20 protein-coding genes are annotated in these 18,306 nt (G+C 62.0%); 8 read left to right on the forward strand and 12 right to left on the reverse strand.

Annotated features, from left to right (window positions below; translation table 11 throughout):
- Positions 1 to 739, reverse strand: a 739-nt coding sequence (gene ku, locus IC50_RS21095; protein WP_035709118.1) for a non-homologous end joining protein Ku, incomplete at its 3' end; no start/stop codon positions are given.
- 187 nt (positions 740 to 926) lie between these two features.
- On the opposite strand from ku, the gene IC50_RS21100 reads away from it, so the two are divergent.
- The gene (locus IC50_RS21100; RefSeq protein WP_081492481.1) at positions 927 to 1,856 is read left to right on the forward strand and encodes a 3'-5' exonuclease; all 930 of its coding nucleotides are present in this window, start codon (positions 927 to 929) and stop codon (positions 1,854 to 1,856) included.
- 3 nt (positions 1,857 to 1,859) lie between these two features.
- Here IC50_RS21100 and IC50_RS21105 read toward each other — a convergent pair whose 3' ends face one another.
- The 4 genes from IC50_RS21105 to ligD (IC50_RS21120) all read right to left on the reverse strand — a co-directional run bounded on the left by IC50_RS21105 (position 1,860) and on the right by ligD (IC50_RS21120) (position 3,741).
- Positions 1,860 to 2,045 (reverse strand): DUF3606 domain-containing protein, encoded by a 186-nt coding sequence (locus IC50_RS21105; protein ID WP_035709165.1) that lies wholly within the window; start codon positions 2,043 to 2,045, stop codon positions 1,860 to 1,862.
- A 300-nt stretch (positions 2,046 to 2,345) separates the two neighbouring features.
- Positions 2,346 to 2,492, reverse strand: coding sequence for a hypothetical protein (locus IC50_RS42025; protein WP_162131527.1), 147 nt, complete (start codon positions 2,490 to 2,492; stop codon positions 2,346 to 2,348).
- Between the two features lie 17 nt (positions 2,493 to 2,509).
- Positions 2,510 to 2,815, reverse strand: a complete 306-nt coding sequence (locus IC50_RS21115; protein ID WP_035709129.1) for a hypothetical protein — start codon at positions 2,813 to 2,815, stop codon at positions 2,510 to 2,512.
- 35 nt (positions 2,816 to 2,850) lie between these two features.
- Positions 2,851 to 3,741: a non-homologous end-joining DNA ligase gene (ligD, locus tag IC50_RS21120; RefSeq protein WP_081492482.1), complete on the reverse strand. Its 891-nt coding sequence runs from the start codon at positions 3,739 to 3,741 to the stop codon at positions 2,851 to 2,853.
- A 257-nt stretch (positions 3,742 to 3,998) separates the two neighbouring features.
- Between ligD (IC50_RS21120) and IC50_RS21125 the strand changes: the two genes are divergently transcribed.
- The 4 genes from IC50_RS21125 to ligD (IC50_RS21140) are packed head-to-tail and all read left to right on the forward strand — an operon-like array spanning position 3,999 to position 7,480.
- Positions 3,999 to 4,277 (forward strand): hypothetical protein, encoded by a 279-nt coding sequence (locus tag IC50_RS21125; RefSeq protein WP_035709137.1) that lies wholly within the window; start codon positions 3,999 to 4,001, stop codon positions 4,275 to 4,277.
- A complete protein-coding gene (locus tag IC50_RS21130; protein ID WP_035709141.1) occupies positions 4,278 to 5,957 on the forward strand; it encodes a DNA polymerase/3'-5' exonuclease PolX in 1,680 nt (559 codons plus the stop codon).
- Positions 5,957 to 6,520: an MOSC domain-containing protein gene (locus tag IC50_RS21135; protein WP_081492483.1), complete on the forward strand. Its 564-nt coding sequence runs from the start codon at positions 5,957 to 5,959 to the stop codon at positions 6,518 to 6,520. The genes IC50_RS21130 and IC50_RS21135 overlap by 1 nt, the downstream gene beginning before the upstream one ends.
- A gap of 12 nt (positions 6,521 to 6,532) precedes the next feature.
- On the forward strand, positions 6,533 to 7,480 hold the full coding sequence (gene ligD, locus IC50_RS21140) for a non-homologous end-joining DNA ligase (protein ID WP_035709144.1): 948 nt from the start codon (positions 6,533 to 6,535) through the stop codon (positions 7,478 to 7,480).
- A gap of 28 nt (positions 7,481 to 7,508) precedes the next feature.
- Here the strand turns inward: ligD (IC50_RS21140) and IC50_RS21145 are convergent, their stop codons facing one another.
- Complete coding sequence (locus tag IC50_RS21145) at positions 7,509 to 8,333, reverse strand: ribonuclease HII (RefSeq protein ID WP_035709148.1); 825 nt, start codon at positions 8,331 to 8,333, stop codon at positions 7,509 to 7,511.
- 261 nt (positions 8,334 to 8,594) lie between these two features.
- On the opposite strand from IC50_RS21145, the gene IC50_RS21150 reads away from it, so the two are divergent.
- Complete coding sequence (locus IC50_RS21150; RefSeq protein WP_035709151.1) at positions 8,595 to 9,698, forward strand: DNA topoisomerase IB; 1,104 nt, start codon at positions 8,595 to 8,597, stop codon at positions 9,696 to 9,698.
- Between the two features lie 359 nt (positions 9,699 to 10,057).
- On the opposite strand, the gene IC50_RS21155 is transcribed toward IC50_RS21150, so the two are convergent.
- The 5 genes from IC50_RS21155 to sigJ all read right to left on the reverse strand — a co-directional run bounded on the left by IC50_RS21155 (position 10,058) and on the right by sigJ (position 14,382).
- Positions 10,058 to 10,474 (reverse strand): hypothetical protein, encoded by a 417-nt coding sequence (locus IC50_RS21155; RefSeq protein WP_035709171.1) that lies wholly within the window; start codon positions 10,472 to 10,474, stop codon positions 10,058 to 10,060.
- A gap of 20 nt (positions 10,475 to 10,494) precedes the next feature.
- Positions 10,495 to 10,698: a hypothetical protein gene (locus tag IC50_RS21160; RefSeq protein ID WP_035709153.1), complete on the reverse strand. Its 204-nt coding sequence runs from the start codon at positions 10,696 to 10,698 to the stop codon at positions 10,495 to 10,497.
- A gap of 144 nt (positions 10,699 to 10,842) precedes the next feature.
- Complete coding sequence (locus tag IC50_RS21165; RefSeq protein WP_028141953.1) at positions 10,843 to 11,409, reverse strand: hypothetical protein; 567 nt, start codon at positions 11,407 to 11,409, stop codon at positions 10,843 to 10,845.
- A 22-nt stretch (positions 11,410 to 11,431) separates the two neighbouring features.
- Positions 11,432 to 13,030, reverse strand: coding sequence for a hypothetical protein (locus IC50_RS21170; protein WP_028141952.1), 1,599 nt, complete (start codon positions 13,028 to 13,030; stop codon positions 11,432 to 11,434).
- A 449-nt stretch (positions 13,031 to 13,479) separates the two neighbouring features.
- Positions 13,480 to 14,382 (reverse strand): RNA polymerase sigma factor SigJ, encoded by a 903-nt coding sequence (sigJ, locus tag IC50_RS21175; protein ID WP_244429618.1) that lies wholly within the window; start codon positions 14,380 to 14,382, stop codon positions 13,480 to 13,482.
- A 210-nt stretch (positions 14,383 to 14,592) separates the two neighbouring features.
- On the opposite strand from sigJ, the gene IC50_RS21180 reads away from it, so the two are divergent.
- Positions 14,593 to 15,048 carry a carboxymuconolactone decarboxylase family protein gene (locus tag IC50_RS21180; protein ID WP_028141951.1) on the forward strand — a complete coding sequence of 152 codons (456 nt, stop codon included), beginning with the start codon at positions 14,593 to 14,595 and terminating at the stop codon, positions 15,046 to 15,048.
- A gap of 577 nt (positions 15,049 to 15,625) precedes the next feature.
- On the forward strand, positions 15,626 to 15,754 hold the full coding sequence (locus IC50_RS43730; protein WP_277996253.1) for a hypothetical protein: 129 nt from the start codon (positions 15,626 to 15,628) through the stop codon (positions 15,752 to 15,754).
- A 350-nt stretch (positions 15,755 to 16,104) separates the two neighbouring features.
- Here IC50_RS43730 and IC50_RS21185 read toward each other — a convergent pair whose 3' ends face one another.
- Positions 16,105 to 17,964: a PAS domain-containing sensor histidine kinase gene (locus IC50_RS21185; protein WP_035709162.1), complete on the reverse strand. Its 1,860-nt coding sequence runs from the start codon at positions 17,962 to 17,964 to the stop codon at positions 16,105 to 16,107.
- Between the last annotated feature and the right edge of the window lie 342 nt (positions 17,965 to 18,306).

An 18,306-nucleotide genomic window follows, 5' to 3' on the forward strand; every position in this document is an offset into this window, starting at 1 on the left:
GATCGACGACGTTCTCGCCCTTCGGCCGATCCTTCGGTACGATCGGCTTGCCGGCCCGTTTCTGGTTGATGAGCTCGACCAGCGCGCTCTCGTAGTGGTCCTCGAACTTGTCCGGTTCGAACCGCCCCGCCTTCTGGTTCACGATGTGCTTGGCGAGGTCCAGCATGTCCTTGGTGACCTTGACGTCCTGGATCTCGTCGAAATATTCGGCCTCGCTGCGCACTTCGTAGGGGTAGCGCAGCAGCGTGCCCACGAGGCCCTTGTCCATCGGCTCCAGCGCGATGATGTGCTCGCGGTTTGTCAGTACGACGCGCCCGATAGCGACCTTGTCCATCTCGCGGATGGTCTCCCGGATAACGGCGAAGGCGTCGTGCCCGACCTTGCCGTCGGGCCGGATGTAATAGGGGCGGATCAGGTAGCGCGGATCGATATCGAACTTGTCGACGAACTCGTCGATCTCGATGGTGCGCGTGGATTCCAGCGCGATCTCCTCGAGCTCCTCCTTCGTGACTTCGATGAACTGATCCTTTTCGAGCTGGTAGCCCTTGACGATGTCCTCGTTGGGCACCTCGTCGCCGGTGTCGGCGTCGACCTTCAGATACTTGATGCGATGGCCGGTCTGCCGGTTCAGCTGGTTGAAGGAGATCTTTTCGCTTTCTGACGTGGCCGGATAGAGGGCCACCGGACAGGTCACGAGTGACAGACGCAGGAAGCCTTTCCAGTTGGCGCGGGGGGCCATGAACGCGGTACTCCGGAGGGACGGTGCTTGATTCAAGACGAACGGAGCTTGCCGGTTCCGACATGCTCCGGGAGCGTCAACAGGAAAATTGGCCATCTGCCCGCAGCGCCCTGGGCACGTCCGAAAACGTCGTGAATCGCTAGTTTTTCGGGTACCTCGTGGACCTTTTGCCCGGTATCGTGGACCCATGGACGCGCTGACCCAGCCCCTGAGAGAAGAGCATACTCGGCACCAGGTGGACCTGGCCGTAATGGCCGAGGCTTTAAGCCGGTCACCCGACTACCGGATCCTGAGGCGCCTGGTTGCCCGACCGACCTATATTCCGACAGCAGAACAGGAGGTCAGGACCGGCGTCCTGCTCGACAGCGAGACCACCGGCCTTGACCACGCCAAGGATGAGATCATCGAGCTCGGGATGGTGAAGTTCGACTACACTCAGGACGGGCGGATCGTTGGGGTCCGCGACACCTTCTCCGCCTTCAACGAGCCGAGCGCGCCGATCTCTGCGGAAGTGACGGCACTCACCGGCATCACGAACGAAATGGTCGCCGGACACAAATTCGATGATGACGCTGTCGCCGCCTTCGTCGAAAGCGCGGTCATCACGATCGCCCACAACAGCGGCTTCGACAGAAAATTCGCCGAACGCTACTGGCCCGTGTTCGAGCACAAGGCCTGGGGCTGCAGCATGAGCGAGATCGACTGGCGCAAGCACGGTTTCGCGGGCTCGCAACTCGGCTATCTCCTGAACGGAGCCGGCTACTTCCACCACGCACATAGGGCCGTCGACGACTGCCACGCCCTGCTGGAGGTCCTGGCGTTCGAATTGCCGAAGATTGGCTCGCCGGCATTGGCGCTCCTGCTGGAGACCGCCCGTAAGCCGACGATGCGGGTCTGGGCGGAGCAGACCGCGTTCGAGCTCAAGGACTCATTGAAGCGCAGGGGCTATCGCTGGAACGACGGCAGCGACGGCAGGCCCAAGTCCTGGTTCATCGATGTCGACGTGAGCGGCCTGGACGACGAGATATCGTTCCTGCGGACGCATATCTACATGCAGGATGTCGAGCCCACCGTGCAGAGGCTGACCGCTTTCACGCGCTTCTCCGGACGGATCTGAGGCTCAGCGGCCCAGACGCTTCTCGACTCGTTTGCGGGAGTTGCCGACCTTCTTGACCGCCTTCTTCACGGCCGATGCCGAGCGGCCGCTCTTCTTGGCCTCGTATGCCACTTCGTGCTTCTGTCCGCCGGCCACGCGCGCCCGGTCCTGTTTGCGACCGCGTGCCGCCGTCTTTTTAACTGCCGCCATCGGATTCTCCTGATGCGAATGATGCGTTTCAACGCCGCAAGGATTCGCGCGTTCCTTGCCGTCACGAGGCCGCATTTGGGCCGAAGGGACGAAGGCTGGCTCAACGGCCGCAGGGATGCCTGTGCATGATGGCAACCCACCCGTCCAGCAGCAGCCCGTCCCAGGATACGACCCCTTCATCCCACGTGGTGCCGTGTTCGCGGTACACCGCAGCCCATTGATGTCTCCATTCGATCATCCGGTCGTTGAGCCCATCATGTACTTGGCAGGCACGATCCGGATCGAACGTTTCCATAGGATTCACGCGGGATGCCCGGGATCGACGTCCTTCGGCGTCTTCTTCTCCCGCTGTGGCGTCATCTTCGCCGGGCTTTCCTTCGGGGACACCGCGAGGACCAAGCTCTTCGCGTTGGACGTCGTCTTCTGAGCGTTCAGGCTCCACGCCATTATCGGCTTCTCAGGGATCATTCCATCCGCGCCTTTTCTTTCAGGTCGCGTATCCGGATCTCGGCTTCCTCCTTCGAAGTGACGATCTCCGATTCGTCCGGCACCCGTGCGATTCCGCTGAGCCTCTTGAGCTCGGCGAGTTGTTCTGCAGTTGGCTTTTCCATCCTCGAATCCTCGAGCGCCTGCACGACGGCTTCGTCGTCGAGCACATCCAGCAGCTTGTTTATGGTTTGCTCGCAATCTCTAGGGCCGGGCTCGACATGCCGGGCCAAGATGCCTTGTGCGTCTTCCAAGGCCTTCGCAACTCGCCTTTCCGGATTCATGACCGGTACTCCACATACTCCGCAGGAAAACGCGGCTATGATCGGCGCGTTCCTTTGCTCAACCCCTTGAACGAGCTCGCCCGGAGCAGACCTTCGGAGGTGATGTCGCGGTACTCGATTTCGGCATAGAACTCGGGTTCGACCCACGTGGCCTTCGGCTTCCTGATGGTCTTGGTCAGCTTTTGCTTCGGGCTTACCACGGTGTCGAGCGCCCTGCGGATCTGCGCCGAGGTGGTTCGGCTCCATCCAGTCCCGACCTTTCCCATGTAGACCAGATCCTTGCCTTCCTTCTTGCCTAGATAGAGCGCGGCCACGCCGGATGGGTCCTTGATGAAGCCGACAACGGGAAATTTGCCCTTCTGAACGACCTTGATCTTCTGCCAGGCCTCCACCCGATCCGACCGGTATGGTGCGTCCACCCGCTTAGAGACGATGCCTTCGTAATTCAGCTTGCTGGCTGCGACGAACAGCGCCTGGCCGTCCCCTTCATGGTGCTCGCTATAGAGGACGGGCTCCTGGAGGTCGTGCTCCTCGATTAGCTCCTTGAGCAGCCTCTTCCGCTCGATCTGCGGCTCCTTGCGCAGATCTCTGCCGTCCCGCCAGAGCAGATCGAAAGCGAAGTAGACCAGTCGATCCTGATCGCCCCTGCCGAGGTCTGCCTGCAGCTCGGAGAAGTTCGTGCGCCCATCATGGATGACGACGACCTCGCCGTCGACGATGGCCTGTCCCTCGATATCGAAAGCGGCCGCAATCGTCGAAAACTTGCTGATCCAGTTGTAGCCGTTGCGGGTGTAGGCCCGCCGGTCGTCACCATCTATCCGGAGCTGGATGCGGTAGCCATCGTATTTGACTTCGTGAATCCATAGCGATCCCGAAGGAGCCTTCATCTTCAGGGTCGCCAACTGGGGTTCGACGAACCTCGGCATTGTAGGGACCTCGGTCTTTTCGGCCCGAGGCGCCTTCGTACGCTTTGCCACGCTACTCAACTCACAGAGAACCCGCCGCCGGGTTGGGGCCGACGGCGGGCAGTCTACCTACCTCGATCAACGAGTCTCGCAACTTCGAAGGCGGCGAGGAGTTCCAGCGCCCCACTCTTCGCGCATTTTGCGCCAGACCGCGCCGGGCGATCCAGTCTTGGCAGAGCCCATCGAACTCCCGGCGAGAGCCGGCGTTTACTGACATCATGTCAGACGCATTCGACTACTTCCGCGCCTACGCCGTCCGGGCCCTCTGCAAAGCGAGATCGATGCCGCGCGGCAAGATGAAGCATCTGCAGCTGGTGGCCGGCCGGATCTACAATCTCCTCAAGAAGGAGGCTGCCTACGGTCCCAATGTTCAGCACCTTGAGGACTTTCGCGCAGCCCAGAAGCTCGAGGCCTCTCTCGATCGCCGGCCAGGTGACCGCTCCGGTGGTCGCCCTGCTCCGGCGGCGCCCCAAGGCTCGGATAGGGAGGCTGGCTAAATGCCTTCGCTCGACGCGCGCGGTGTGGCAAGTCTTCTGCGAGAGTACGCGCAGCGAACAGCTTTGCGGGGCGACAATCCTTACCGGGCGAAAGCCTACTCTCGGGCCGCCGACAGCCTGGCGGCCCTTGCCGTCCCTTTGGACGTGCTCATCGCGGAAGATCGTCTGACGGAGATCCCTGGCGTCGGCGATGCGATCGCCGACATCATCACCAAGCTTCACAGGACGGGCAGTCATCCCAGGCTCGAAAAGCTGCGGAAAGAAATTCCCGCAGGGGTGCTCGAGATGCTCGCTGTGCCTGGCCTACGTCCGGAGAAGGTGCTGCGCCTGTACAAGGATCTCGGCATCGCATCGCTCGCGGAATTGGAGGCCGCGGCGAAGGACGACCGCCTCAAGAAGGCCAAAGGCCTTGGGGCCGCCTTGCAAACCAAGATCCTGCAGAATCTGGCGATCGCGAAGAGCGGAGAAGGCCGCCTCCACCTGCACCGCGCCGCCGCGCTGCTCGCGCAGGCGAAGGACTCGATCCGCAAGTCCCGTCCCGAACTCAAGCGTGTGACGATCGCGGGCGATTTCCGCCGCGGCTGCGAACTCGTCGGCGATCTCGCGATGGTTGCGGAGGCTGCCAAGCCGGACAAGACATCGACGTCATCGGCCGACGGGCTGCGAATTCAAGTTTCCGACCGCAAGCACTTCGGCGCCGCCCTTCTCTTCGCCACCGGCTCCGCCGGCCACATCGAGCAGCTCCAAGCCTTGGCCGCCGAGACGGGCATGCGGTTAGGCGCCGACGGCTTGCATAAGGGCCGCACCCTGATCGCCGGCGAGGAGGCTGAGATCTACAGCGCCCTCGGTCTGCCCTTCATCGACCCTGAGCTCCGGGAGGGGCGCGGCGAGGTCGAGCTGGGCCTGAAGGGCAAGCTGCCGAAGCTCGTCACCGACCAGGACCTGCGCGGCATCCTTCACTGCCACACCGATGCCTCCGACGGCACTGAGACGCTGGAGACCATGGCGAAGGCGACGCGCCAGCGCGGCTTCGAGTATTTCGGCGTGGCGGACCATTCCAAATCAGCCCACTATGCCGGCGGCCTCTCCGTCGAGGAGATCGCGCAGCAGCACCGGGAAGCCGACCGGTTGAACAAGCGCTTCGGCAAGGACTTCCGGATCCTCAAGGGTATCGAATCCGACATCCTGGCGGACGGGTCGCTCGACTATGAAGACGACGTTCTGGAGCGCTTCGACTTCGTGGTGGCCAGCATCCACGGCCGGTTCAAACTGGACCACAAGGCCCAGACGCAGCGGCTGCTGCGCGCCATATCCGATCCCCACACGACTCTCATCGGCCACATGACCGGGCGCCAGCTTCAGCGGCGGCCGGGCTACGAAATCAACGTCGATAAGGTGCTGCGGGCGTGCGCCAAGCACGACGTTGTGGTCGAGATTAACGCCCATCCGTGGCGGCTCGACTTGGACTGGCGCTGGCACCAGGCGGCGCTCGAGTTCGGCTGTATGATGAGCATCAATCCGGACGCGCACTCGATTTCCGAGCTCGACCACATGCACTGGGGCGTTCTGATGGCGCGCAAGGGCGGTGTCCCTGCCGACCGGGTTCTGAACGCGATGACGCTTGCGGAGATCACACGCTACTTCCGCCAGAAGCGGCGCTCGCTCGCCCGCGCCGCCTGATGCCGCAGAAGCAGGATTTCTCGCTGCAGGGAACGGTGGTGGCGGTCGCGGCCGATCGCGGGCACCACTTCAGCAAACCAACTCGGGACAGCATAATCCTGGTGGAAGGTCACGGCGTCGAAGGCGACGCCCACGCCGGCCAGTTCGTCCGGCACCGCTATTTGGCACGCCGCCGGCCCGGCCTGCCCAATCTCCGGCAGGTCCACCTGATATCATCCGAACTCTTCCCGTTTCTCCTCGAAGCTGGCTTCGAGGTTGGCGCCGGCGATCTCGGCGAGAACGTCACCACGGCCGGGTTGGACCTCGAACGGATGCCGATAGGGACCCTGATCGAGCTTGGGCCGTCCGCGGTCGTCGAGCTGACCGGCCTTCGGACGCCCTGCGTCCTTATCGACCGCTTCCGAGCAGGCCTCAAGCGGCAGGTGGTCTCGTCGGCGGAAACGGGCCCTGCGTTCAAATCCGGGGTGCTGGGCGTGGTACGGGCCGGGGGACCGGTCGTGGCCGGCGACAGCGCGCGGGTTCGCGTCCCGTCTTCCCCGTTTCGGGCTTTGCCGGCCCTATAGAGAGCCCCTACCATGGCCCGACAATCGACACTCCCTCCTCGCCTGCAGCCCATGCTGGCCACGCTGACCGATGCGCCGTTCGACGATCCCGACTGGGTCTTCGAGGACAAATTCGATGGTTTTCGTATGGTGACCGAAATCCGGCGTGGTCGGGTCGCGCTCTACAGCCGTAACGGGAAGATCATCAGCCACTCCTATGTCGAGGTGGCGAAAGCACTTGAGGGCGTGAAGGCGGATGCCGTGATCGATGGCGAGCTCGTCGCGATCGGCAAAGACGGCGTCTCTCATTTCCAGTTGCTCCAGAACGCCCTGCGCCGTGAGGCCAAGCTTCTGTACTGCGCGTTCGATCTCATGTTCGCGGGCGGCGAGGACCTACGCGCGCTGCCGCTCCTGGAGCGCAAGAAGCGACTCAAGGCCATCCTGCCGCGCCACAAGCTGATCGCGTTCAGCAACCACCGCAAAGGCAATGGAACGACGTTCTTCGCAGAAGCCGAGCGAAGGCATCTCGAAGGCATCATGGCAAAGCGCGCCGACAGCCCGTATGCGTCCGGACGCCGGACAGCCGATTGGCTGAAGGTGAAGACCGCGCAACGGCAGGAGGTAGTGATCGCCGGCTTCACGGCACCGAGGCGAACCCGGCCCTTCTTCGGCGCTCTCGCGCTGGCAGTGCGGGAAAATGGCGGGTGGCGGTACATCGGCCACGTCGGCACCGGCTTCAGCCGCCAGGTTCTGGAAGAGCTTCATAGGAAGCTGGTGAGGCTCAAGACGGCCAAGTCGCCCTTTCCCGCCAAGGTGAAGGATGAGCAGTTCACGACCTGGGTGCGTCCTTCGTTGGTTGCAGAGGTGAAGTTCGCGGAGTGGACCAGCAAGGGAGAGCTGCGCCAGCCGGTCTATCTCGGCCTGCGGTCCGACAAGAAGGCCAAGGACGTCGTTCGCGAAAAGAGCTGGTCGCGAAAATAGCGCAGCCGGGAAGAGACGTCCGGCCCGGTCAACCGGCCGCGCGCTCTGTTGCGGGAGGCCACGGCGGCAGGGGCGGTAGCCCGAGAGCCTTGCGTACGGGTCCGAACGACTTCCGGTGAGCTGCGCATGCACCAAGCCTGGCAAGAGCTTCGTAGTGAGCCGGCACCGGGTAGCCCTTATGATCCGCGAAGCCGTAGCCGGGGTGTCGCACGTCGAGCGCCCGCATCACGGCGTCGCGCTCGACTTTCGCGAGGATCGAGGCGCCGGCGATGCTGGCGGACTTGGCATCACCCTTGATGATCGCCTGCTGAGGGATGTCGATTTTCTTCAATCGCTTCGCGTCGATCAGCAGATGCTGCGGCGTCGATCCCAGCCCCCGGACCGCACGCTGCATTGCCTGGATGCCCGCCCAGTAGATGTTGATCGCGTCGATCTCCTCGACCTCGACGAATGCCACACACCAACTCTCTGCCTTTGCCTTGATCTCCTTCGCAAGTTCCTCGCGCGCTGCGGCGTCGAGTTTTTTCGAATCGTCGATCCCAACTATGCGCGTGCCCGGCTTCAGGATCACGGCGCCTGCGGAGACCGGCCCGGCGAGAGGGCTCATGCCCGCCTCATCAACGCCTGCCACGGCCTGATGGCCTCCTTCCCAGAGAGAGGTCTCGAAGCGCAGCATCTTGCGGAGGCGCTGCCCTTCGGACCTGTTTTCGAAGCGCCGCTTATCGATCGAGGCCAGGATGGCACGTGCTCCCGCGCGCCCGTCAGCCCGCAGGATCTGCTCGACGCTGGCCTCGAGTGGTCGTTTCTCGACGACATAGCGCTGACGCAACACGTCCAGGGAATATTGGGACATAAGGACCTTCGCACTGACTTAATCGGGAAAGCGTGTCCGTAAACTTTGTGGCGATTGTCTGAAGTCAGGCCGTGCCGCCATCGTCACCCTGCGCAGCGCCCCGTCGAGAGGAACCACCGGCTCTAGGTGGGGCCGGTACGCTGCGCAGCTACTGATCTGCATCTACGACCCGCCGATCTCACGAACGGAACCAACCGCGGTCTTCATTCCTTTAGAAAGGAGTGGAGCCTCGATCCCTGGGTGCTTCCGAGGGACAGGCCCATGCTCCGAGAGACTCGCAACGAAGAACAGGTCCTGGACCGCACCGCAGAGGTCGCAGCCACCATTGCGGAAGAAGGCCTTCGCTATGTCAGCGACTCCGCGCCCGGTTACACTCGCAAGCGGACGGGGACTACCTTCAGCTACTACGACAAGGACGGCAAGCGCATCACCGATGCCGCCGTCATCCGGCGCATCAAGTCCATCGGTATCCCGCCGGCCTATGAATCTGTCTGGATCTGCCCCTCGGCCAATGGCCACATCCAGGCGACCGGCCTCGATGCGCGGGGTCGCAAGCAGTACCGTTACCACGCAAAATGGCGCGAGCTGCGCGACCAGAACAAGTACGAACACATCGTCCAGTTCGCTGCCGCGCTGCCCGCGCTGCGCGACCGTGTCGCGGCCGACATGAAGCTGGAAGGGCTACCTCGCGAGAAGGTTCTGGCCACGATCGTCAGTCTTCTGGAGAAGACTTTGATCCGGGTCGGAAACGCCGAGTATGCCGAGAAAAACAAATCCTACGGGCTCACCACGATGCGACGAAAGCACGTTGCGGTGGGCCGCGGCGTGCTTCGGTTCGACTTCACGGGCAAATCGGGCAAACAGTGGAAACTTCGGGTCGAGGACAAGCGGATTGCCGCCATCGTGAAGCGCTGCGCGGAGATCCCGGGACATGAGCTCTTCAAGTACCTGGACGACGACGGGCAGCCGCGTACCGTCGATTCCGGCGACGTCAATGCCTACATCAAGGACATCACAGGCGAGGACTTCAGCGCAAAGGATTTCCGGACTTGGGCGGGGACGGTTCTGGCCGCGTTGGCGCTGACCGAGTTCAAGAAGTACGACAGCCAGGCCGAGGCGAAGCGCAACGTCGTTGCCGCGATCGAGAGCGTCTCGAAGCAGCTCGGCAACACGCCCGCAATCTGCCGCAAGTGCTACGTGCACCCGGAAATCCTGAACGCCTACATGTCCGGTGATCTCCTCAAAATGATCGAAGCCAAGATCGCGCAGAAGTTCAAGCGCCAGTACGCCAAGCTCACTTCCGACGAGATCATGGTTCTGGCGTTTCTGCGCAAGCGTCTCGATTCTCTGAAGGCACTTGCCTAATCTCGCGATCTGTTCGTAGACGGCGCTCTCCGTGATCGGTTGCAAGCCGGCGCTCGCGTCGGGGAGACGAGCGCTCGCCTTGGAATCGGGGTACTGGGCGTGGTCGGGCGAACGGGAAGGTCGCGGCTGGCCACAGCCCCGGCTGGGCATCCATCCTCATCCCGCCCCTTGCCGGCTCTGTAAAATGTGCCGTGCATAAATCGGGGGGCCAATAGCCGAATCGAAGCGCATTCGATAGTTCGGAGCGGCATGGCCGCAAACAAGGTAACGGCGGTACGCTTGGGGCTGGGGAGGCAACCGACGGTCCGGGACTATCAAGCCGCTCAGCTCCGCTGGCGGCTTTTTTTGTTCAGCCTCCCTCAGGAGGCGTTCGCCCTCGCTCGTTCACGGGCCTCACGGTGACGCTCCCGGCGCTCGCGTCGCCGCTTGGCTCGATCGGCGGGCTGCCGCAGCGGTGGAACGGGCGACGTGGATGCCGCAATGGAATCTTCAACCGCGGGCACCTGGACAGCCTCCGACGCTGCTGGGCGGGCCTCCATGAAGTCGAGCACTGCCCGCCCTTTGGCTGTGATCTTCCATCCCCCGCTTATGCGTTCGACCAGCCCCTGTGACCAGATGTTGAGGTCGGGCACCCTCGCCGCCAGCCGCCTGGTCCTATCCGCCCAGTCGCGGCCACTCGTCGCCAGGATAGCCATGTCACGCTTGAGGTCTTCCATTGCGGCAAACCCGTCCGGGTATGCCGCCAAAATCTTCAAAACGGTGACCTGGAAGTTCACGCCCGCGCCCCGGCTCTCAGTTAGCGCCACATGGTGGGCGCGTGCGAAAGGGCCTTGCGGCCGACCTGCCTGAGGTCCTCGGGAGAGAGCTCGCCGCTGGTGGCGGCAGCCTCCAGGATCTTCGAAGCCACATGCATCCGCGCGCCGATCTCACGCTGCGGAAGACCCTCGCACACTTCGTCGAAAACCGCGCGCAAAAGCGCCGTGGTTGCCATGTCGAACATGAAATGCCCCCAACAAGGGAAAGTAGCATCTTAGCCGAGTTTTCCCGATCTTACGATTGAGGCATGCTAAGTTTGCGGATTTGTGCTCGGGGATAAGGGAGCGACGCTGACGTGCCGAAATGCGAGCTTCGAGGTAGCGCCGAGTTATAAACCTAACGCGATCTCGGCCCACTTCAACATGCGATCGCTGTTGAGGAATGCCAGCACCGCTGGCTCCAGTGAGCCGGGTACGCCCCGTCCAACCAAGGCCGTTGCAGCCACCATGTCGCAGCGCTGATTGAAAGCGAACGAAAGCGCTGCGTTACCATTTCCCTCGACCCGATACGCGCGGCTGCGGCCTTGCATGGGCCCAACGACAATCTCCCGACCGGCACCGATCGGCGTTGTCTTACCAATCAGCGCCAAGTCGCCCATTTGCTCGAGGTCAGTATCGTCGGCGACGCCGGTGGTGCAATTGCAAAAGCCGAGCTTGGCGCGAACGTAAAGCTGGACCTCACCGCCGCAATCGTTGGCATTGCAGCGAAACGCCTTGCCTTTCCCCCAAGGATCTACCCCGAAGGGCCACTCGGTTTCCGTCCACACCGGGCGGATCTGCCCGGTTGCCGCTGTTGCACGTGTCAGGTCGCCGGATCGCAGCATCCAGACCGCAGCGACCGCACAGAACAGTGCCGCGGCTGCGCCGATCGCGGTGAATTTGCTGGTCAGACGCATAGCACCTGCCGCCGAACTCTCTCTAATTCTGAGCCATGAACTTTCGTGCGGCCGCCAGATCTTCCCGCGAGGAGTCGCCATCCCGTGCCATGTCGACCACCTTCGCATAGTACTGGCGTGCCTTCACGGCATCCCCTGCTTTCTCGGCGGCGTGAGCCGCGCCGATCATCGCGCCGAACCGGTTGGGCTCCTTGCGCATCGTGCTTTCGAACGCGACCAATGCCTCCGTCGCCATGCCGCGTTCGAGCAGCATGGTCCCATAAAGCTCGCGTGCCGGAGCAAGCGGTCCAGGCGTGACGATGGATTTCTCGGTCTTGTCTTCGGCATCGGCCGCAAGGCGCATCGCTTCCAACGCGTCCGCCGGTTTCCCCCAGGCGTTGAGCTGCCAGGCTGTGGCGACCTGCCGCTGGATCTCGACGATTTCGGCCCAATAGGCGTCCTTGTCCTGCTGCAGCTTGTCCCGCAACTCCGCCAGCTTGGCGATGTCCGCCGTCGCTGCGTCGGCATTGCCGGAGCGCGCGGCGCCGAGGGCGCGGGCGAAGTAGGTGATCGCATCGACATAGGCAAACCGGCTCGGCTCGACCTTCAGTGCGGCAGCCCTCGGCCAATCACCTCGCTCGACCATGTAGCGCGCTTGGCTCGCCGCTATCGCGTAGGGGCCGGCGCGAACGGCCGGCGCATAGCCCGTGGTCGCAAGCATGTCCGCGATGACGTCGCGGGCTCGGCTGTCCTGTGCAAGCTGGAGCAGGGCGTAGACCATGTAGTCGTCGGCGTGGAGCTGCTCGCTAGGGTCCTTGCCCTCCTTGGCAGCCTTGGCGGAACGGCTATTGGCATCGATGGATTCGTTCCAGTAGCCGACGCGCGTGAAGATGTGTGACGGCATGTGCAAGGCGTGCGGCGCCGCTGGCGCGATCTCGGAATAGCGCTTGGCAGCGTCGAGGCCTTGCTCCGCTATCGCCGGATAGTCATAGAGGTGGATCAGGTAATGCGCGACGCCGGGGTGCCGCGGCTGCCGCTTGAAGATCGGCTCCAGGATGGCCGCGCCCTTGAGCTGGTTAGCATACGTCTTATCGTTTGGTGAGGCCGTGACATTCAGGGTGATGGCGTAGGCGATCTGCGCCTCGTCATCATTGGGATAGCGCTCCGCGACGGCCTCGGTTGCCTTGAGATAGGCCTGTGCCCGCTGGCCAAACGTCGTCTTCTCGTCCCCCGAGTAGAAGGCCAGCAGTGCGTCGACATAGTCTCGTTCGCGGTCGCTCTTGGCGCCGAGTGCCTTGGCTTTTTGCAGCGCGGCGAGGCCCTCGGCGAGATTTTCCTTCGGTGCGGGAAAATGAGGATTGTAGAGCAGGCTCAGTGCAATGCCCCAAAAGGCGATCGCGCATTCCGGATCGGCTTGCAACGTCTCCTTGAAAATCTCCTTCGCAGGCCGGTACCAGAACGAGTGCTGGTAGCGCATGCCGCGATCAAAGCGGCGTTGCGCGACCTCGTTGCAAGTGGTCTGGAAGTGCACCTTGCCAAACTGCTCGTCGGTCGCATCCTGTGCGCGGGCGCAGGCCGTGGCGCAGATCGAAGCAAGAGTGGCGAGGAGAAGAGAGACGCTTTTTAAAGCGAGCGCGCGCATGGGCCCCTCCGTTTTCGGTTAGAAGCAAATGGATTCAGAAGGCGCCAAAGAAAGGCCTTAGCGCCGAAATTTATCGTGCTGAAAATTCGCTTTGGAAAGGATTTGCCCATTTGCGGCAGGTGTCAATAGGAGGGAATGATGTGGTTAGGGAAGAACGCCTGTCAGAATTCATCCTTCTGCAAGCGGAATATCCGGAGGGGAAGCGGTCGCATGCAATGCCGCTAAAATGCAAAACCGATGGCGCGATGTAAGAAGGTTGTAGTGAGGGCTTTTGTCCTCAGGCGAAGGAGGAAAGTCGAGCTCAGCATGGCAGCAATTGAGGCGACACCGGACGTGCGGAGAACGCGGTCAGATCGACGCGAATGACCCGGAGCGGACGTCGACCGTGGGCGAGCCTCATATGCAGCCCATCGAACGACTCTCCACGTTGCCGCAGTCACTCGGGCAGTTCATGAAGCTGGCGGTATCGGCGAGATGCGAGCTGGAAATTCCATTTCTGTCGCTAAGTGCGACAGCTTGTCCGGGTTTTTGACGATGTAGATCGCGGTGATCCCGTCCTCGCGGATGTCGAGCGCAGTCGTCTGCAGAACGCCGCGTCCATCGAGGCTAACGTAGCCTGGCAGGCCGTCGATGGTGACGACACGAAGCAGCATCGGCGGTACGACGTATTTGCGTCGCTGCCTAGCAAATAGGCGCAGGGCCCGCTCGACCCCCCGAATGACATTGCGGAAAGCAAGGACTTTGCCGCCGCCATCGGTATGGATCTCGACATTCCTTGCCAGCAGCGCCGAAAGCGCCGCCACGTCCCCGTCGCGTGCTGCGGCGAAGAAAGCACGGGTGATCCGATCCGCATCCGCGGGTTCGACATCAAAGCGGGGACGTGCGGTCTGCACGTGCTTGCGGGCGCGCGCCGCGAGCTGACGAACAGCTGCCGGCTGGCGGCCGAGCGTGATGGCCACTTCGGTCAGCGGCACGTCAAAGACGTCGTGGAGAAGGAAAGCGGCCCGCTCAAGAGGCGACAGGCGCTCAAGGGCCAGCATCAACGTGACCGTGACGTCGTCGGCGACCGTCTCGTTCGGCTCCACGGAACCGACGAGAGGATCTGGCAGCCAGGGTCCGACGTAGGTTTCCCGGCGCGCCCGCGCGGAGCGGCGTCGGTCGAGGCACAGGCGTGTGACAATGCGGGTCAGATAGCCGGGAGGCGAATCGACGCCACCCTCCACCCCGACCCACCGTAGCCATGCGTCCTGAACGACGTCCTCCGCCTCGGTGAGCGAGCCCATCATCCGATAGGCCAAGCGTGTCAGGCGCCTGCGCTCCGCTTCGAACTCGGTGGTCCGCTGATCGTCCATCGCCTCCATCCGCCCAGTTTCCTCGCAGATCATATCCGCTGTCACCGTCGCTCGCGCATCCCGAACCCGAGAATAAGACGATCGGACCTGCGTGGATGTGACATCGGCCGCTTTGAATGGAACCGCCGAGTGTCATGTCACACCCTGACCGCTTGGCCCGTCATCGCTCCGAGCGTCGAATCTCCGGCGTTCCGAACAACGAGGCACGTCATGAGCGAGAACAAGCGGCTGGTCTGGAACGAAGTGGCACCCCACGGTGCAAAGGCGCTCTTCAGCATCCACCACTACATCACCACGGGTACCGACCTGCCCCACGAACTGATCCACCTCGTCTTCCTGCGGGTTTCGCAGATCAACGGCTGTGCGCACTGCATTGACCTGCACACCCGGGACCTCTTGGCCACGATGTCATTTGAAAAAGTCGCCCTCGTTCCAGTCTGGGCCGAGGTGCCCCACCTGTTTCCCGACAAGTACCGGGCTGCCCTCGCGTGGGCGGAGGAAGTTACGCTCGTCAGCGAGACGCACGCCTCCGACGAGGCCTATGCGGCCGCAAGCGCGGCTTTCGCCCCAAAGGATCTCGTGGACCTCACGATCACGATTGCGGCCATGAACGCGTTCAACCGGTTGGGGGCGCCCTTTCGGCTCCCGGTCAAGGCCAAGGCCTGATCCGCTTCTTCGCATCGATTCGGAATGGCCCAAGGGCCGTTCCGAAGCGGAGCCGCGGGTGCCGGCCTATGAACCGGAGCGGAAGTTGCGCCCGGAGAGCTGTAGCGCCGCGCGCCTCAGGTCTCTCGCTCAGAGCTTTACCGAGATGAAGGCTTCTTCCGGAATCGCAAGCCTACGCATTGCGCCGACTACAATGCCAGCTATTGGCCCGTGGGTGACCTCAGCCCACCGCGCGGCAATGTCGGCTTCCGAGAGATGACCCGACCGAGGGCATGCTGGCTGCTGAGGGCAGCCTTTGACCCTGAGCAGACTTTTGGACCGTTCTCATTCCGTATAGAAGTCGCCGTTTGTTCCCATTTGAGTATCCTTGGTTATTTTTAGGAACGTCAAAGGAGGTTTAGCGTCTGGCTCTATTCGAGAGGACCGCCGCCATGCCAGAGCATCACATCGAAACCCCGCTCTTTTGCCCTAAGTGCCGGAAGAGGACGCGGCTTCTCGAACGGCTTTGGAGCACAAAGACGGGAAACTACGTGTACGTGTACAAATGCCAATGCGGGGAGCTAATCTGGGAGGATTGATGACCGACAAGAAACCACCCAAGAAGCCCCGCGCAAGTCAAAAGCCGTCTCCCATGCGCCAGATGGTCGAAGAGGACATCGAGGAGCAGCGGAAGTTCGTCCAAGAACTAAAGCGCAAGCTGAACTAAGGCTGCTTCAGTTGGCGGCCTCAATCATTCAGCCGACGTTGACTTTCGCTTGTGGCCCGATGGCGAAGTGCGTTTTAGTTCAGGTATTGTTAGCGCATCGGGGGCATACCGGAAGTGACGCGGCGCTGCTCAAACCGGCGCTTCTGACCCGTGGCTGACTTCCGCCCACAGAGCTGCGATTTCCGCTTCCAAAGAATGACCGCATCAGGGACATCCGGCTGCCATGGACGGCCCTTGACCCTTTCAGACATCAGACAAAGTGGGCTCTATGGACGCGACTGGAGTACATAGAACTTCGAGCTAAATCGCGAACCGCTGTGATCAATGCTGCGTTGAGCGAAGTGCTCCGATCAGTCGCGCAGCCGTGCCTGGCTTAACTCCAGGCGGAGTTGTACGCCAGAAGGCTTCCAAACAATATCGACTTTTCCGCCGAGCTGCCCTTCGACCGCAGACTTAATGAGCCTGCTGCCGAAACCGGTCGATGTCGGCTTGGCAATCGCAGCAGAGGAATTGCGCTCGCTCCACGTCAGAACCAGATCTTTTCCAGCAAGTTCCCAGCCGATCATCACCTTCCCGTCTGCACGACCCAGTGCGCCATACTTGGTAGCGTTCGTGGCAAGCTCATGCAGGATGAGCGCCATAGCGGAGGCTGATTTCTCGCCCAGCAGGATTTCCGGTCCGGCCAAGCTCACTTTGCCATGTTGCGCGTCACTCAAATGCGGTGCCAATATCTGTTCAGCAAGATGGATGAGCAACACCGAATGCGCCGGCATCGAATCTGCTGCGCCGATCCGGACGAGGTCATGTGCCCGCGATAGCGCTTGCAAACGTGCTTTAAGCGCGGAGCTCATTTCAGCCGTCGTATTGCTCGATCGGCCCGTCATGTACACCATGGCCTCGAAGAGCTGGAAGAGGTTCTTCACCCGATGATTCAGCTCTTGCATCAGCAGCTGCCGGGCCTCCTCGGCCATTTTCAAATCATGCAGGTCAGTGCACGTGCCGTACCAGCGGATGATTTCGCCCGCCTCGTTGCGGACGCACTGTGCACGTCCGATCACCCAGCGATATTCACCCGAGCGGTGCCGCAGCCGATACTCGATATGATAGGGGGTGCCCGTAGCCAAGCTGTGGCGCCACAATTTCCAGGCTCGCTCCTGGTCGTCGGGGTGAAACATTCCGTTCCAGGCCTCACCATCGGTTGAACCTTTGGGCATCCCCGTATATTCGTACCAGCGGTCGTTGTAATAATCATGATAGCCGTCAGGCAGCGTCGACCAGATCATCTGGTCGATGGAGTTAACGATGGCCTGGTAACGTTCCTCGCTTTCGCGAAGAGCAGCCACCGCCCGGATCGTGTCCGTCACATCGGTCGCTTGCACGAAAATGCCGTACCGGTCGCCCGCGCCGTCGCTTATCGGCTGATAGACGAAGTCGAGATGCCGCTGCTCGCGAATTCCACTTCGATCCAGGACGACCGGAATGGCGCGCCCGGCGTAAGGCTCTCCGCTCTTGTAGACGGTGTCGAGTAGCTCGATGAAACCTTGCGACGCCACCTCGGGCAGGGCCTGGTCGACCGACTTGCCGAGGATGTCGTTACGGCCCACCAACTGCAAGTAAGCGGGGTTTGCGATTTCAAAGACATGGCGTGGCCCCCGCAGAACGGCCGTCGCGCCTGGCGCCTGTTCAAACATCAGGGAGAGACGCGCAATCTCCTGCTGGGAGCTACGCCGCGCCAGGACAATTTGAGTTGTCTCGTTGCCTTGATTGAAGATGCCCGCAACCTCGCCGTCTTCGCCGCGGATCGGGCTGATGCTGTAGTTCCAGTAGGTCTCCTGCTGGACGCCGCCACGCACCATTGGCAGCATTTCGTCATAGGTAGAAAAGCCCTCACCCGTGGCCATCACGTTCTCGAACTGCGGGCCGACGACGTGCCAGATGTCGGACCAGACTTCCTTGGCGGGGCGGCCGAGAGCCCAGGGATGGCGCTCGCCCGGGATGACAGACCACGCGTCATTATAAAGGAGCCTGAAGTCCGGCCCCCAATAGATCGCCGTTGGAAAGCTCGAGTACAGGCAAATGGACAGTGCCGAACGAAGCGATTGCGGCCACGAATCCGGAGGCCCGAGTGAATTTGACCTCCAGTCGAACAGGCGGATGCGCTCTCCCATCCGTCCTCCCCCGTTCAGGAATGTCAGCATCTCGTCACGCATCGAATGCCCGTCTCAGCCCTCCGGGAGCAACTTATCCAGCATTTCGGCGGACGGATACCCCCTGGCATGTCCTTACAGAGCGAACTGATGGGCCGGCTCTGTCCCGTCCAAAATATTTGCTGATCTCTCTCGATCTAGACCGCCCCCGGGAAGCTCTGCAAGTGGGCAAGAAGTTGGCAGAGCGAAGCCGAGAGACTGTGACGGTTCGGGACCATACCGGTGTGATCATAGGCGTCTTCACCCGGACGCGCATTGACTAAAGACGCCCCCGGGTTGGCGGCCCTCTTCATTTCAACCCAAGTTGGATTTCCGCTGTTGTGAAGGGTTTCGGATGCCGGCCGC

Source organism: Bradyrhizobium genomosp. I (2014) (genome assembly GCF_000261685.1).
Taxonomy (GTDB): Bacteria; Pseudomonadota; Alphaproteobacteria; order Rhizobiales; family Xanthobacteraceae; genus Bradyrhizobium.

Excerpts from the sequence above, each read along its gene's own strand:
- IC50_RS21130 (WP_035709141.1), top strand. The coding sequence starts at position 4,278 with ATGCCTTCGCTCGACGCGCGCGGTGTGGCAAGTCTTCTGCGAGAGTAC.
- IC50_RS21185 (WP_035709162.1), bottom strand. The coding sequence starts at position 17,964 with ATGCGTGACGAGATGCTGACATTCCTGAACGGGGGAGGACGGATGGGA.
- IC50_RS21180 (WP_028141951.1), top strand. The coding sequence starts at position 14,593 with ATGAGCGAGAACAAGCGGCTGGTCTGGAACGAAGTGGCACCCCACGGT.
- IC50_RS21150 (WP_035709151.1), top strand. The coding sequence starts at position 8,595 with ATGCTCCGAGAGACTCGCAACGAAGAACAGGTCCTGGACCGCACCGCA.
- IC50_RS21125 (WP_035709137.1), top strand. The coding sequence starts at position 3,999 with ATGTCAGACGCATTCGACTACTTCCGCGCCTACGCCGTCCGGGCCCTC.
- sigJ (WP_244429618.1), bottom strand. The coding sequence starts at position 14,382 with ATGGACGATCAGCGGACCACCGAGTTCGAAGCGGAGCGCAGGCGCCTG.
- ligD (WP_081492482.1), bottom strand. The coding sequence starts at position 3,741 with ATGCCGAGGTTCGTCGAACCCCAGTTGGCGACCCTGAAGATGAAGGCT.
- IC50_RS21160 (WP_035709153.1), bottom strand. The coding sequence starts at position 10,698 with ATGTTCGACATGGCAACCACGGCGCTTTTGCGCGCGGTTTTCGACGAA.
- IC50_RS21105 (WP_035709165.1), bottom strand. The coding sequence starts at position 2,045 with ATGGCGGCAGTTAAAAAGACGGCGGCACGCGGTCGCAAACAGGACCGG.
- IC50_RS42025 (WP_162131527.1), bottom strand. The coding sequence starts at position 2,492 with ATGGCGTGGAGCCTGAACGCTCAGAAGACGACGTCCAACGCGAAGAGC.
- IC50_RS21115 (WP_035709129.1), bottom strand. The coding sequence starts at position 2,815 with ATGAATCCGGAAAGGCGAGTTGCGAAGGCCTTGGAAGACGCACAAGGC.
- IC50_RS21145 (WP_035709148.1), bottom strand. The coding sequence starts at position 8,333 with ATGTCCCAATATTCCCTGGACGTGTTGCGTCAGCGCTATGTCGTCGAG.
- IC50_RS21100 (WP_081492481.1), top strand. The coding sequence starts at position 927 with ATGGACGCGCTGACCCAGCCCCTGAGAGAAGAGCATACTCGGCACCAG.
- IC50_RS43730 (WP_277996253.1), top strand. The coding sequence starts at position 15,626 with ATGACCGACAAGAAACCACCCAAGAAGCCCCGCGCAAGTCAAAAGCCG.
- IC50_RS21165 (WP_028141953.1), bottom strand. The coding sequence starts at position 11,409 with ATGCGTCTGACCAGCAAATTCACCGCGATCGGCGCAGCCGCGGCACTG.
- IC50_RS21135 (WP_081492483.1), top strand. The coding sequence starts at position 5,957 with ATGCCGCAGAAGCAGGATTTCTCGCTGCAGGGAACGGTGGTGGCGGTC.
- IC50_RS21170 (WP_028141952.1), bottom strand. The coding sequence starts at position 13,030 with ATGCGCGCGCTCGCTTTAAAAAGCGTCTCTCTTCTCCTCGCCACTCTT.
- ligD (WP_035709144.1), top strand. The coding sequence starts at position 6,533 with ATGGCCCGACAATCGACACTCCCTCCTCGCCTGCAGCCCATGCTGGCC.